The organism is Stenotrophomonas sp. STEN030 (assembly GCF_056759995.1).
In genome coordinates this window covers 1-13,804 of sequence record NZ_JBRREB010000079.1, presented here as the reverse complement: position 1 = coordinate 13,804, position 13,804 = coordinate 1, and the positions used below count along the sequence as shown (strand labels likewise).

Annotated in this window: 16 protein-coding genes; 5 read left to right on the top strand and 11 right to left on the bottom strand. The window is 64.4% G+C overall.

Annotation, left to right across the window (positions count from 1 at the left end):
• Positions 1-313 precede the first annotated feature (313 nt).
• The 7 genes from purD to prmA all read right to left on the bottom strand — a co-directional run bounded on the left by purD (position 314) and on the right by prmA (position 6,862).
• The gene (purD, locus tag ACVOLR_RS18890; protein ID WP_481537802.1) at positions 314-1,600 is read right to left on the bottom strand and encodes a phosphoribosylamine--glycine ligase; all 1,287 of its coding nucleotides are present in this window, start codon (positions 1,598-1,600) and stop codon (positions 314-316) included.
• Positions 1,601-1,621: 21 nt separating this feature from the next.
• Positions 1,622-2,041, bottom strand: coding sequence for a hypothetical protein (locus ACVOLR_RS18885; protein WP_481537801.1), 420 nt, complete (start codon positions 2,039-2,041; stop codon positions 1,622-1,624).
• Complete coding sequence (locus ACVOLR_RS18880; protein ID WP_481537800.1) at positions 2,032-2,859, bottom strand: hypothetical protein; 828 nt, start codon at positions 2,857-2,859, stop codon at positions 2,032-2,034. Before ACVOLR_RS18880 ends, ACVOLR_RS18885 begins: the two co-directional genes overlap by 10 nt.
• Before the next feature lie 22 nt (positions 2,860-2,881).
• Positions 2,882-4,465 (bottom strand): bifunctional phosphoribosylaminoimidazolecarboxamide formyltransferase/IMP cyclohydrolase, encoded by a 1,584-nt coding sequence (gene purH, locus ACVOLR_RS18875; RefSeq protein ID WP_481537799.1) that lies wholly within the window; start codon positions 4,463-4,465, stop codon positions 2,882-2,884.
• Between the two features lie 218 nt (positions 4,466-4,683).
• Positions 4,684-4,956 carry a DNA-binding transcriptional regulator Fis gene (fis, locus tag ACVOLR_RS18870; protein WP_057626401.1) on the bottom strand — a complete coding sequence of 91 codons (273 nt, stop codon included), beginning with the start codon at positions 4,954-4,956 and terminating at the stop codon, positions 4,684-4,686.
• A 98-nt stretch (positions 4,957-5,054) separates the two neighbouring features.
• Entirely contained in the window at positions 5,055-5,918 is an 864-nt protein-coding gene (locus tag ACVOLR_RS18865) for a DUF3426 domain-containing protein (protein WP_481537798.1), read from the bottom strand.
• A 29-nt stretch (positions 5,919-5,947) separates the two neighbouring features.
• Positions 5,948-6,862, bottom strand: a complete 915-nt coding sequence (prmA, locus tag ACVOLR_RS18860) for a 50S ribosomal protein L11 methyltransferase (protein ID WP_481537797.1) — start codon at positions 6,860-6,862, stop codon at positions 5,948-5,950.
• A gap of 148 nt (positions 6,863-7,010) precedes the next feature.
• Between prmA and ACVOLR_RS18855 the strand changes: the two genes are divergently transcribed.
• Both ACVOLR_RS18855 and ACVOLR_RS18850 read left to right on the top strand, forming a co-directional pair.
• A complete protein-coding gene (locus tag ACVOLR_RS18855) occupies positions 7,011-7,961 on the top strand; it encodes a hypothetical protein (RefSeq protein WP_481537796.1) in 951 nt (316 codons plus the stop codon).
• Positions 7,958-8,317, top strand: a complete 360-nt coding sequence (locus ACVOLR_RS18850; protein WP_481537795.1) for a hypothetical protein — start codon at positions 7,958-7,960, stop codon at positions 8,315-8,317. The genes ACVOLR_RS18855 and ACVOLR_RS18850 overlap by 4 nt, the downstream gene beginning before the upstream one ends.
• A 195-nt stretch (positions 8,318-8,512) precedes the next feature.
• Here the strand turns inward: ACVOLR_RS18850 and accC are convergent, their stop codons facing one another.
• The 4 genes from accC to aroQ are packed head-to-tail and all read right to left on the bottom strand — an operon-like array spanning position 8,513 to position 11,293.
• Positions 8,513-9,880, bottom strand: a complete 1,368-nt coding sequence (accC, locus tag ACVOLR_RS18845; RefSeq protein ID WP_481537794.1) for an acetyl-CoA carboxylase biotin carboxylase subunit — start codon at positions 9,878-9,880, stop codon at positions 8,513-8,515.
• A 10-nt stretch (positions 9,881-9,890) separates the two neighbouring features.
• Complete coding sequence (gene accB / locus ACVOLR_RS18840) at positions 9,891-10,367, bottom strand: acetyl-CoA carboxylase biotin carboxyl carrier protein (protein WP_481537793.1); 477 nt, start codon at positions 10,365-10,367, stop codon at positions 9,891-9,893.
• 54 nt (positions 10,368-10,421) lie between these two features.
• Positions 10,422-10,850 (bottom strand): lysozyme inhibitor LprI family protein, encoded by a 429-nt coding sequence (locus tag ACVOLR_RS18835; protein WP_481537792.1) that lies wholly within the window; start codon positions 10,848-10,850, stop codon positions 10,422-10,424.
• Positions 10,847-11,293 carry a type II 3-dehydroquinate dehydratase gene (gene aroQ / locus ACVOLR_RS18830; protein WP_481510612.1) on the bottom strand — a complete coding sequence of 149 codons (447 nt, stop codon included), beginning with the start codon at positions 11,291-11,293 and terminating at the stop codon, positions 10,847-10,849. Before aroQ ends, ACVOLR_RS18835 begins: the two co-directional genes overlap by 4 nt.
• Positions 11,294-11,910: 617 nt before the next feature.
• Here aroQ and ACVOLR_RS18825 point away from each other — a divergent pair.
• The 3 genes from ACVOLR_RS18825 (at position 11,911) to ACVOLR_RS18815 (ending at position 13,747) form a co-directional block, all read left to right on the top strand.
• Positions 11,911-12,540, top strand: a complete 630-nt coding sequence (locus ACVOLR_RS18825) for a TetR/AcrR family transcriptional regulator (RefSeq protein ID WP_481537791.1) — start codon at positions 11,911-11,913, stop codon at positions 12,538-12,540.
• Positions 12,541-12,550: 10 nt separating this feature from the next.
• A complete protein-coding gene (locus ACVOLR_RS18820) occupies positions 12,551-13,228 on the top strand; it encodes a type 1 glutamine amidotransferase domain-containing protein (protein ID WP_481537790.1) in 678 nt (225 codons plus the stop codon).
• Positions 13,229-13,336: 108 nt separating this feature from the next.
• Positions 13,337-13,747 carry an organic hydroperoxide resistance protein gene (locus ACVOLR_RS18815; RefSeq protein WP_481537789.1) on the top strand — a complete coding sequence of 137 codons (411 nt, stop codon included), beginning with the start codon at positions 13,337-13,339 and terminating at the stop codon, positions 13,745-13,747.
• Positions 13,748-13,804 lie beyond the last annotated feature (57 nt).

Genomic DNA, 13,804 nt, shown 5'->3' with positions numbered 1-13,804 from the left:
GCTCGTCTGTCGGCTGGTACCCGCAGATATCATGTTGACGGTCCCTCCACCCTAGCTCTTACATACCTCGTAGGAGCCGGGAGGAACATACAAGCCATGCTCGGCTGGGGCATTACCGGTAGAGCCCCTGCCGAGCATGGCTCGGCACTACGCTGAGGCCTTCCCGATAAAGCCTCTGCCGAGCATGGCTCGGCACTACGCTCCCTCCCTTGCACGAAGTGCAGGGGAGGGTTGGGGAGGGGTAGCTCTGCGGCATTACCGATAAAGCCCCTTGCCGAGCATGGCTCGGCACTACCGTTTCGCTTCGCTTCGCTTACTGCTGCTCGCGCGCAATCGCGCGCCAGCCAATATCGTTGCGATGGAACTCATTGGCCCAGTGAATCTTGGCTACACCTGCATACGCATGCTTCTGCGCATCGCCAACGCTGTCGCCCAATGCAGCAACACACAGCACACGGCCGCCGGCACTGATCACATTGCCGTCAGCATCCAGCGCGGTGCCCGCGTGGAATACCTTGGCGCTGGCCGGCACGTCAGCCAGGCCACTGATCACGTCACCGACGATCGGCGTTTCCGGGTAAGGCTTGGCAGCAAGCACCACACCCAGCGACGGACGCGGGTCCCACTGCGCTTCCACACCTGCCAGCGCGCCATCAATCGCCGCTTCAACCAGATCAACCAGATCCGACTGCAGGCGCAGCATCACCGGCTGGGTTTCCGGGTCACCGAAGCGCACGTTGAACTCGATCACCTTCGGCGCACCAGCCTCATCAATCATCAAACCGGCATACAGGAAGCCGGTGAACGGCACGCCATCGGCAATCATGCCGGCCACGGTCGGTTCCACTACTTCGCGCATGACCCGTGCATGTACTTCTGGCGTTACCACCGGTGCCGGTGAGTAAGCGCCCATGCCGCCGGTGTTGGGGCCGGTGTCACCATCGCCGACACGCTTGTGGTCCTGGCTGGTGGCCATCGGCAGTGCGATGCGGCCATCGACCATCGAGATGAAGCTGGCTTCTTCGCCTTCGAGGAATTCCTCGATTACCACGCGTGCGCCGGCATCGCCAAACGCATTGCCGCTGAGCATGTCGTGCACGGCAGCCTCGGCTTCTTCCATGGTCATCGCCACGATCACACCCTTGCCGGCAGCAAGCCCGTCGGCCTTGATCACGATGGGCGCGCCCTTTTCATGCAGGTAGGCCAGCGCGGAATCCACCTCGGTATGCACGGCGTAGTACGCGGTGGGAATGCCGTGACGTGCAAGGAAATCCTTGGCGAAGGCCTTGCTGCCTTCCAGCTGCGCGGCAGCGGCGGTCGGCCCAAAGATGCGCAGGCCGGCTTCGCGGAAGCGATCCACCACCCCCAGCACCAGCGGCACTTCCGGGCCAACCACGGTCAGGCCCACGGCCTCGTCCTGTGCCAGCTTCAGCAGGCCATCGATGTCGTTGACCTTGACTGCGACATTGCGGCACTTGCCTTCGGTGGCGCTGCCAGCATTGCCGGGGGCGACGATCACTTCGCTTACGCGCGGCGATTGCGCCAGCTTCCAGGCAAGTGCGTGTTCGCGGCCGCCAGAGCCGATGACGAGGATTTTCATGGGGTCAGTTCCTGTGGGGCATCAATGGGGGAGGCAATCGGAGGCTTTCAGCGTGACTTCGAAGAAGACCGCGCCATTGGCATCCACAAAACGTCGACGCGCACCGCCGCCAGCGGCATAGACCGGCTGAAATGCCGGTGCCTTGCACAGTTCGGTGATGGCCTCGCTTTCATCACGACGCAGCGCGTCGAATACGTCGGGCTTGGCTTTGGCCATGGCGACAGTTGCATCGGGGAAACTCACCACGAACACGATGTCATCGTCATGGCGATGTGCCGAGGCAATGATCAATCCATCGCGGTAAGGCGTCGGCAATTCCTTGCTGAGTGTGGCAAGTGCGGTGTGCTGGGCGTCTGTGAGTTTGCTGCTTGTACAGCCAGAAAGCAGAGCGAGGCAAAGTCCGGTGGTGACGGCGAGGAGGGCGCTACGCATCAGTTGCAAGCCTCAAGCTGCATGGTGGGAGGAATCAGATAGCGCGATTGCGCATCGTCATAGGCGATGTCATGGCGCTTGTTCACCGTACCGGCACAGCCCCGACCTTTCTCCTGCACGCGCAGCGGCCAGTAGGCGAGCTGCGCTTGACTGTCATCCGGGACTGCATCGAAGTTCAGATCCAGGCGCCCGTGCGAGCAGTTGCCGGAGGCATTGCAGTCAATGGCGTTGCGATCATCCAGATGGCTGCGCAGCCAGCCCGCGCTGGCCAGTTTGTCGTTGCCATCGAACAGATACCAGGCGCGGTTGCGCATTGCTGCGCCAACCACCACCAGTTCGTCGTCGACCTGGAAACCCCAGACGTTTGCGCCCATCTGCAGCGTGGTGACGCCGCCCGGCTTGCCGCCGGTGCCGCTGCCCTGGCCGAGCAGTTCGGCGGCGATGCTGACGCCGTCATCGGCGGCGCGGCGCAGGACGACGAAATCGGTGCTGCCCAGTTCAATCGGGCTGGCGTCGTCGTAGCTGGTGCAGATCGCCAGCATGCGGTAGTTGCCGCTCTGCACGCTGATGCCGTGGTCGGCACAGATATCGCGATGTACCGGCCGCGCCTGACCCAGATCTGCATCACTCAGTTGCTGTGCCCACTGCCCCTGCAACTGCACAGCGCTGCCGTAGCGCTCCTGCAGTACCGCCATCACCCCAGCCTCGTAGCTGAGTTTGGGTTTTGCTGCTGGAGCGTCGCTCTGTGCGGGCGTGCCCTGCTGGCACGAAGCCAGCAGGACGACGGCGAGCAGGGAAATCAAACGCGGGAAAACCCTGGTCGCCATGTGCCAGCTCTCGGTGATGGAATCAGTGACGGAAGTGGCGCACGCCGGTGAACACCATGGCGATGCCATGTTCGTCGGCGGCGGCGATTACTTCGTTGTCACGCATCGAGCCGCCCGGCTGGATCACCGCGGTGATGCCGGCCTCGGCTGCTGCATCAAGGCCATCACGGAACGGGAAGAACGCATCCGATGCCATCACTGAGCCCGGCACAACCAGCCCCGCATCAGCAGCCTTGATGCCGGCAATACGTGCCGAGTAAACGCGGCTCATCTGGCCGGCGCCAACGCCAATGGTGCGCTCGTCCCTGGCGTAGACAATCGCGTTGGACTTGACGTACTTGGCCACGCGCCAGGCGAACAGCAGGTCGCGCGTTTCAGCCGCAGTTGGCGCGCGCTGGGTGACGGTCTTCAGTTCGTCAGCGCTCATGCCGCGGTTGTCGGCGCTCTGGATCAGCAGGCCCGAGCCAATGCGCTTGGTGTCGTAGTTGTTGCGTGCATCACCGGCCGGAATGCGCAGCACGCGCACGTTGGCCTTCTTGGTGGCGTATTCCAATGCGGCCGGTTCGTAGTCCGGTGCGATCAGCACTTCAACGAACTGGCGGTCGAGGATGGCCTTGGCGGAGGCCAGGTCCAGCGTGCGGTTGAAGGCGAGGATGCCGCCGAATGCGCTGGTCGGGTCGGTGTTGTAGGCCATCTCGTAAGCGGCGCCGACATCGGCAGCCACGGCTACACCACACGGATTGGCGTGCTTGACGATGACGCAGGCCGGCACCTCGAACTGACGCACGCACTCCCATGCGGCATCGGCATCGGCCAGGTTGTTGTAGCTCAGTTCCTTGCCCTGCAGCTGCACGAAGGTAGCCAGGGTGCCCGGCACCGGATACAGGTCGCGGTAGAACACGCCGCTCTGGTGCGGGTTCTCGCCGTAACGCAGGTCCATGACCTTGATGAAAGAAGAATTCATCTGCGCAGGGTATTCATTGCGCACCGGCACAGCGGCGCTGGTGTCGGTGACGGCCGACAGGTAGTTGCTGATCGCCGCGTCGTACTGGGCGACGCGGTTGAACGCGGCCACCGACAGTTCGAAACGCTTGGCGGCGGACAGTTTGCCGTCGTTGTTGGCCAGTTCGGCCAACAGTGCATCGTACTGGTCCGGGCTGGTCGCCACGGCGACGCGGGCGAAGTTCTTGGCGGCGCTGCGCAGCATCGCTGGGCCGCCGATGTCGATGTTTTCCACCGCGTCGGCGAGGGTGCAGTCGGCCTTGGCGGTGACCGACTCGAACGGATACAGATTCAGTACCAGCAGATCGATCGGCGCGATGCCGTGCTCTGCCATCACCGCATCATCGGTACCGGCGCGGCCGAGCAGGCCGCCGTGCACCATCGGATGCAGGGTCTTGACCCGGCCGTCCATCATCTCCGGGAAGCCGGTGACATCGGACACGTCCTTGACCGGCAGGCCGGCCTCGCGGATCGCCTTGGCGGTGCCGCCGGTGGACAGCAGCTCGACGTTGCGGGCAGCCAGGGCACGGGCCAGATCGATCAGGCCGGTCTTGTCGGAAACGGACAGCAGAGCCCGGCGTACGGGCAGCAGATCAGAAGACATGGGGAGGCAGGGGGAAGCGGAAGCGGGCCCATATTGTAGCCGCGCGGTCACACAGAAGCAGGGTGTAGTGCCGAGCCATGCTCGGCAGAGGCCTTCCAAGCAATGCAATGTAGTGCCGAGCCATGCTCGGCAAGGGGCCTTCCCAGCAATGTACGACGGCGGGGACTACCGGTAACGCTTCTGCCGAGCATGGCTCGGCACCACAGACAGCCCGGGGCTTACGCCAGCCCGTATTCCTTCAGCTTCTTGCGCAGGGTGGCGCGGTGGATGCCGAGCAGGGCTGCTGCGCGGCTCTGGTTGCCTTCGCAGTGGTTCAACACTTCCACGAACAACGGGATTTCCATCTCGCGCAGCACGATCTCATACACGTCGTCGGCGTCGCAGCCGTCCAGATCGCGCAGGTAGCGCCGTACGGACTGGGCAACGTGTTCGCGAAGCGGCGGCTTCGGAGCGCCACGACTGGTGTCAGGACGGGTGGGGGCAGCGTTCAAGGAAATTCCCGGGTTCAGCAAAGTCGGGCGCGTTGGCCCGGCATGGGGGAGGGAGTCTAGCGCGTGGGCCGTCGGCCTGCCACGCCATTGTCCCGCGGTTACTGAAATTCGAAGCTGAAGGCGACGGTGGCAGCGGCCGGTTCGCGCAGCCGGAACGACACCTGCGCACTCTGCCCAGGCTCCAATCGCGCCAGCAGGTCAGCGCCTGGGCCCAGGTATTCGGCCGGCTGCAGGGTACGCCGGCCGATCACCCGGCCGTCGGCATCGGACAGCGACAAGCGCAGCGCCGGCCAAGCCTGCGCCCAGCGGGCGTCATTGCGGAAACTTGTCTGCACCTGCAGGGCGCCGGCCTGCCCGGGAACCGGGCGGATATCGCGGCTGAGCATGCTGAACGCGCTGGGCTCATGCCACGCCGGCAGTGAGCAGCGCAGCACCGTGCACAGGCCGCTGACCAATGGGCGGGTGCCTGCATCGGCGGCCAGTCTGGCGCGGTCGGCAAGAATGATCTGCAGGCCGAGCAGTAGCGCCAGCGCCAGTACCAGGCCCCATTGCCAGCGCGGGGTGTCGGCTGCTGGTGCAGTGGATGCGCGGCTTTCGCGCGCGAAGCTGGGCGCGGCCGCAGCCGGTGATGCGTCGTCTTCAGCCTGCTCTGCGTCCTCGATGACGGCGCTGTCGCTGATGGCGGCGGTCTCCGCTGTGACGAGCCCGGGCTGCGACGCTTCAACGTGCGCCGCTTCGGCCTGCTCGACTACTGGTCGCTCGCCTGCAGCCCGCTCGACGTCAGGCTGCATCAATTCCGGTTGATCCGCGGGCAACAGCAGATCAAGCGCGAGTGTCGCTTGCGTGTCATCGCTCGCTGTTGCGGCCGGAGCGCTTTCCGGTGCGGCGGGCTTGGCAGCATTGGCCGGACCTTTCAGGAAGGTGGCCAAGGAGGGGCGGGCAGGCTTGGTTTTTTCAGTCATGGAAGGGCAGGCCGAGGCACTGGCCCCATTCAAGCACGGCGCACGCCGGTGATGCGCATCCAATCGCCATCCTGGGTGGCTTCAAGCTGGTCGAACCAGGCCGCATAGCGTTCCAGGAGCTCGTCTTCCTGGCCGTGCAGGATGCCGGACAGGGCAATCTGCCCGCCCGCTGCGACGCGTGCGGCCAGCAACTCGGCCAGAGCGTCCAGCGCCGAGGCCAGGATGTTGGCGACCACTACCGGATAGGTGGCAACCGGCTCGTCCTGCGGCAGGTAGGCGGCGATATGCACGCCATTGCGCTCGCCATTGTCGTGGGTGGCAATCAGCGCCTGCGGGTCGTTGTCCACGCCCACGGCGGCTGCTGCGCCCAGCTTCAGCGCGGCCAGGGCGAGGATGCCCGAGCCGCAACCGAAATCCAGCACGGTGTTGCCGGCCAGCTTGCCCTCGGCCGAGAGCTGGTCCAGCCAACGCAGGCACAGCGCGGTGGTCGGGTGGGTACCCGAGCCGAACGCCAGACCCGGGTCCAGCCGTACGATGGCGGCATCTGCAGCCTGCGCGGCTTCCGGCAACTCATGGTTCCACGGCACGATCCAGGTGCGCTGGCCGAACTGCATCGGCTGGAACTGGTCCAGCCAGGCGCGCTCCCAGTCTTCGTCCTGCACGGCGCGGAAGCTGGCTTTGGTCCACTCCAGGCCCGGGTCGAAGGACTCCAGCGCAGCCAGCAGCGCCAGCGCATTGGTATCGGCCGGGAACAGTGCGGTCAGGGTCAGCTCGTTCCACAGCGGGGTTTCGCCCACGCCCGGCTCCAGAATCGCGCGCTCGTTGCTGGTGTCAGCGTCGGCATCGAGCATGGTCACCGCCAATGCGCCGACGTCATCGAGGGCGTTCTCGTAACGGGGCTGGGTGGCTTCGGTGCAGCGCAGGGTCAATTCGAGGAAGGGCATGGCGGCGTAAGGCAACGGCGGGACAGGGCACGCATCCTAGACGAGGCTGGCCCCAATTGCGCGTTCAGCTGGCTGGTTCAGCCGCCGCGTCGACAAGTTATTGATAGAATTAACGCCCTCTAACTGGGTAACAGGCTCTCGCCTTTCCATGCTCGCGTTGCTGGCCAAAAAACCCTGGTATCTATTGGTGCTGCCTGCGGCAGTGCTGATGGTTGCGTTGGGTGTTCGTAGTGGCAACCTCCTGCATGGGGACACGGCGGAAGTTGCTGCAGCCAGTGGCGCCAGTCCCGTCGAAATTGGCGCGCCGACCTTGAGTGGCGCTACCGCGGCGCCTGAGCAATCCACCGCCGTGGCGGTGGGTTTGCCGCTGGACCTGCGCGCCGCCTTTGAAAACGGCAGCGATCTGTTTGCCTATGCCCGGCAGCTGCAGGCTGCTGCGGATGCGGGTAATGCCGAGGCCGGCTGGATGGCCAGCCGCATCTACGATTACTGCGGCGTGTTCGCGATGGACCCGTCGGGCTACGCGCTGGACAGCGCCGCATTGCAGCGCATGGACCTGGATGCCATTTCCGCGATGCTGGCCGCGCGCGGCAAGGTGCGCCAGGGCTGCGCGGGTTTTACCGCTGCCGATGGACTGGGCCGCGCGCGCCTGCTGCAAGAACGCTTGGCCTCGGCGAAGGCAGGCAATCTCGCAGCCGAGGCAGCTTTGTTGTCGATGGGTGAACCCCTGAAAGAGACCCCCGAATACCGGCGTGAGCTGGTAGAACGGGTGCAGTCCTCGCAGGACCCGGAAGCCTTCTTGGCAATTTCCGGTGCGATGGGTACCTCGGCCGCTGGTGATGATGCTTACAGGGGCATGGTTGCAGGTAGTCAGTTCAGTCAATTGGCCTGGCAGGTTGCTGCCTGCCAGCTTGGTTTGGCATGCGGCCCGGGCAGCGCGCTGTTGACGGCCTATTGCGCCAATGGCGGGATTTGTTCGCGTGATCCACAGCAGGATTTTCAGTCATTCGTGTACGACGCTGCAGTACCGCGGCAGGGTGTGGAAAAGATGGACGAGATGGTCAACAGCTTGCGCAAAGCGCGACGAGGTGTGAAATGAATTACCGACGTTTCATGCACGGGGCGAAGTTCTGGATCTGGGTGGTGTTGTTCGTGGCCTATTCGGCTGGCGCGGTCGGCGTGGTGCTGATCGATACCTACGAAGACCGCTACCGATCGCTGTCCAAGATCAAGCTGACCAGTGTCAAGTCCGATGCAGATCTGCGTCGTGCCGGCGCCACCCAGGCGGCAGCGGTGTACCGCGCGCAGAGCGGCATGCCGTTCAACACCTTGCAGCCGGGCAGCAGCTTCCAGATCGTATGGCCAGATGGTTCGGTGGAGACGGTGACGGTGGTTGATCCGTCCTCGCCGCTGGGCACCGAGCCGCTCAAGGGCAGCGTGGTGGACGCCGAGTAAGCCGGCGTTTCCATCTGGCACAAAAAAGGCGGGAATCCCGGCCTTTTTTGTGCCTGTTCGGTTCTGTTGTGCCGAGCCATGCTCGGCACTGCGAGCCCCTCTCCCGTTTACGGGAGAGGGGTTGGGGTGAGGGCTGGGGCATTACCGGTAAAGCCTCTGCCGAGCATGGCTCGGCACTACCGGTGCTGCCGTCAATCAGGTCAACGCGATCGAGCGGGTCTTGCGCTCGGCCAGACGCTTTTCCAGATAGTGGATGTTCTGTCCACCGGCCTGGAAACCCTGGTCGCGCATGATGCGCTGCTGCAACGCGACGTTGGTCTTGATGCCGTCCACCACCATCTCGCTCAGCGCCACCCGCATGCGGGCAATGGCGGTCTCGCGGTCCGGGCCGTGCACGATCAGCTTGCCGATCATCGAGTCGTAGTTCGGCGGCACCTTGTAGCCGGCGTAGATGTGCGTATCAACGCGCACACCCGGGCCACCCGGCGGATAGAAGCCGGTGATCAGGCCGGGGCTGGGAATGAAGGTCTCCGCGTCCTCGGCGTTGATGCGGCATTCGATCGCGTGGCCATGCAGCACCACGTCGCTCTGCTTGATGGTCAGCTTCTGGCCGGAGGCAATGCGCAGCTGCTCAGCAACCAGATCGATACCGGTCACCATCTCGGTCACCGGATGCTCCACCTGCACGCGGGTGTTCATTTCGATGAAGTAGAACTTGCCGTCTTCGAACAGGAATTCGAAGGTGCCGGCGCCGCGGTAACCGATGCGCACACAGGCTTCCACGCAGACCTTGCCGATCTGCTCGCGCAGTTCGGAGGTGATGCCCGGTGCCGGTGCTTCTTCCACCACCTTCTGGTGGCGGCGCTGCATCGAGCAGTCGCGCTCACCCAGGTGGATGGCGTTGCCCTGGCCGTCGGCCAGCACCTGGATTTCCACGTGACGCGGGTTTTCCAGGTACTTCTCCATGTAGACCTCACCATTGCCGAACGCCGCCTTGGCTTCGGACTTGGTGGTCTCGATGGAGGCCTTCAACGCGCCTTCGGCATGCACAACGCGCATGCCGCGGCCGCCACCGCCACCGGAGGCCTTGATGATGACCGGGTAACCGATCTCACGGGCGATCTTGGTGTTGGCGACGATGTCTTCGCCCAGCGGGCCGCCCGAACCAGGCACGCACGGCACGCCGGCAGCCTTCATCGCGCGGATGGCTTCCACCTTGTCGCCCATCAGGCGGATGGTTTCCGCACGCGGGCCGATGAAGATGAAACCGGACTGCTCCACGCGCTCGGCGAAGTCGGCGTTCTCGGACAGGAAGCCGTAACCCGGGTGGATGGCCTGCGCGTCGGTGACCTCGGCCGCGGCGATCAGCGCCGGGATGTTGAGGTAGCTTTCCGACGACGGTGCCGGACCAATACAGACCGACTCGTCGGCCATGGCCACGTGCTTGAGATTGCGGTCAACGGTGGAATGCACCGCGACCGTGCGGATGCCGAGGGTGTGGCACGCGCGCAGGATACGCAGCGCGATTTCACCCCGGTTGGCGATGACGACTTTATCCAGCATGGCCGGCGCCTCAGGCAATCACGAACAGCGGCTGGTCGAATTCAACCGGGCTGCCGTTCTCGCCGAGGATGGCCACCACGGTGCCGGACACTTCGGCCTCGATCGGGTTGAACATCTTCATCGCTTCGATGATGGCCAGGGTTTCACCGGCCTTGACGGTCTGGCCAACGCTGACGAAGGCCGGCTTGTCCGGCGAGGACGAGGAGTAGAAGGTGCCGACCATCGGCGCGCGCTGCACGTGGCCTTCCGGCAGGGCGTTGCCCGGCTTGGCGGTGCCGCCGGTGGAGGCTTCGGTCGGGCCGCTCATCGGCATGGCCGGGGCAGCAGCAACCGGGGCAGCGGCATAGACCGGTGCCGGGGCAGCGACGTAGCCGCCAACCGGGTTGCGCGACAGGCGTACGGACTCTTCGCCTTCCTTGATCTCGATTTCAGCCAGGTTCGACTCTTCCAGCAGGTCGATGAGCTTCTTGATTTTGCGCAGATCCATGAGGGCCTCTTTGGTTGCAGTAAGTCAGTAAGGAGTAGGCGCGGTGCGCCCGGGTCAAAGTTCGTAGAAATCGCGCAGCTGCCGGGTACGGTCCTGCGCATGGGTGGTGAGGCAATGCATCTTCGCGCCATTGCGCGAGGTGCCATCAGCGTGGAAGGCGTAGACCGCGTCGCAGTCCTTGTCGCGCAGTTGGATCCAGGCACGCTGTGCCTCAATCAACTGCTGCTCGGCATTGCCGCAATGCGTGCAACTGCCATCGGCGGCCTGTTGCTGCAGCTGGCGGCGGGCCTGCTTGTACGTGGTGTTCAAGACCGCATCGGCCTCGGTGGCGCGATCAGAGGCGCACAGGTCGCTCTCCATCGTGCTGGTGACGTTCGCGCAGTCGATGCCTTCGGCAGCGCGATCCAGGTTCTGCGCATGCGCAGCCGCCAGCGGCAGGTACACCACGGCCATACCCGTCAGCAACCGCGGCAGCGTGTTCACGCAGCCGCTCCCACGCGGGCCAGGGCGGCGTCCATCGCATAGCGGTAGCTGTCGGCGCCAAAGCCGCAGATCACGCCGACGGCTTTGTCGCTCAGATAGCTGTGCTGGCGGAACGGTTCGCGCGCATGCGGGTTGGACAGGTGGATCTCGATGAACGGAATCGCCACCGCGGCCAGCGCGTCGCGCAGGGCCACCGAGGTATGGGTGAAGGCGGCGGGGTTGATCAGGATGAAAGCGGTTCCATCGGCGCGCGCAGCCTGCACCCGGTCTACCAACACATGCTCGGCGTTGGACTGCAGGTGTTCGCTCTGGTGCCCCTGTGCCTGTGCCTGTGCGGCGAGCGCAGCGTCGATCTGGGCCAGCGTGGTGTGGCCGTAGACGTCGGGCTCGCGGGTGCCCAGCAGGTTGAGGTTGGGGCCGTGAAGGACCAGCAGTTTTGCCATGTGCCAAGGGTCGGCGGGGAAGGGCGGCAGTGTGAGGGAAGCGGGGAATGCTGTCCAGTTCGGCGAAATTAGCAGTGTTTTAATCGTTTGTTTGAAATTTGGGGCTTTGCTGGGACCGCCTGTGGTGCGGTGTTTCAGTTCTGTCTTGGTAGACCTTCGGGGCGCCTGCAGCAGCCTGGCCAAGAGTAGCTCGCGTGCGCGATGCGCAGAACTTGCGAGGAAATGAGCGAAGTTGGGGGCTGTCCCTGAGACCCGCGACGACAAGAGCCCCTCTCCCGCCTGCGGGAGAGGGGTTGGGGTGAGGGCAGAGCGAAGCAGCAATCGTTGATCTGCGAATAAACCAGCCGCGCCTGGCTTTAGGCGATGAAGCCAAAGCCAAAGCCAAAGCCAAAGCCAAAGCCAAAGCCAAAGCTCCCTTCATCCGCCCCTTCGGGGCACCTCGCTCCGCGCCCCGGCCCCGCGTAGCACGCGGGGCGTACGAACAGTCACGTGCCTACGGCCCGTAAACGCCTGTTCTTAACCCCGCATGTGGGAGAAGGGATGGCTGCATCCCGCCTGCTTCCTCTGGTAATCATTCATTAATAGACGACCGGTCTATTCGGAGTAAGCTCCACCCCATGAACCTCTCCCCAAAAGCCCAAGCCACCCGCCAGCACATCCTGGACACCGGCTACCGGTTGGTCCTGCAGAAAGGCTTTGCCGCCCTCGGCCTGCAGGAAATCCTCAAGGCCTGCGCCGTGCCCAAGGGCTCGTTTTATCACTACTTCGCGTCAAAGGAAGTGTTCGGCTGCGAGCTGCTGCAACAGTACGTAGACGGCTACGGGTGCAAGCTCGAGCAGCTGCTGGCCGAACCCGGCAATGGTCGCGAACGGCTGATGCGCTACTGGGATGCATGGGCGCGTGACCCGGCCGATCCGGCGCAGGGTTGGGCCGAGGAATGCCTGGTGGTGAAGCTGGCCGCCGAGGTGTCAGACCTTTCCGAGGACATGCGCCGCGTGCTCGACCAAGGCGTGCAGCGTCTGCTGCAACGTATCGCCGCATTGGTCGAAGAAGGCTGCGCCGACGGCTCGCTGCCGAACGGCAAGCCCGCACTGGATGTCGCCCGCGTGCTGTACCAGATGTGGTTGGGCGCGGCCCTGCTGTCCAAGCTCAGTCAGGACCGCCTGCCGCTGCAACAGGCACGCGAAGCAACCGAACACCTGCTGTTGTGCGGCAACACCGTCGCAGCCTCTTCCCCCACCAAATGAAGGCAATGCCATGAATGTTCTGTTCGTACTGACCTCGCACGACCAGCTCGGCGACACCGGGCACAAGACCGGCTTCTGGCTGGAAGAATTCGCCGCCCCGTACTACGTGTTCAAGGATGCCGGCGCCACCATCACCCTCGCATCGCCGGCCGGCGGCCAACCGCCGCTGGACCCGCGCAGCGATGAGCCCGATGCACAGACTCCGGCCACCGACCGTTTCCGCAGCGACCGCGATGCACAGAAGCAGCTGGCCACCACGCTGCCACTGAAGCAGATCGACGCCGCCAGGTTCGATGCGGTGTTCTACCCCGGCGGCCACGGCCCGTTGTGGGATCTGGCCCGCGATGCCGACTCCATTGCCCTGATCGAAACCTTTGATCGCGCCAACAAGCCGCTGGGTCTGGTCTGCCATGCCCCCGGCGCGCTGATCGCCGCACGCGCTGCCGACGGCAAGCCGCTGGTGGCTGGCCGTAAGGTCACCGGTTTCTCCAACAGCGAAGAAGACGCCGTCGGCCTGAGCGCGGTGGTGCCCTTCCTGATCGAAGACGAGTTCACCCGCTTGGGCGGCAACTACAGCAAGGGCCCGGATTGGGCGCCTTACGTGCTCAGCGACGGCCACCTCGTCACCGGCCAGAACCCGGCCAGTTCTGAAGCCGTGGCCAAGGCTCTGCTCGCACAACTGGCCTGAGCCGCGTAGCCCGGGTAAGCGAAGCGCACCCGGGAAACATGCAATCAACAACGCTCCCGAATTTGCATTCCACAGACGTACCCAACGCACCCTTACAAGGAATCGGCAATGAAGATTTTCTACAAAACCCGCGCCACCGCCACCGGCGGCCGCGCCGGCCGTACCGCACTGGACGACGGCAGTCTCGCCCTGGATCTGGCCCTGCCGGGTTCCAATAAGGCAGGCGCAAACCCCGAGCAGCTGTTCGCCCTCGGCTACGCCGCCTGCTTCGACAACGCCTTGCCAGTCGCCGCCAAGCAGCTGCAGTTGCAGCCCGCCGGCACCGCCACCTCGGTGGAAGTCGGCATCGGCCAGACCGCCGAAGGCGGCTACGCACTGGACATCGACCTGCACGTTGAAGTGAAGGGCCTGGAACAAGCCGACGCCCAGCGCCTGGTCGAAGCCGCGCACAAGATCTGCCCGTACTCCAACGCCACGCGCGGCAATGTTGATGTGCGGCTGCACGTGACTGCGGTCTGATTCGAAAGCAAAACCGGATCAAGAGCGGGAGTCAAAACCGGGGTCAGAGTGGGGTTT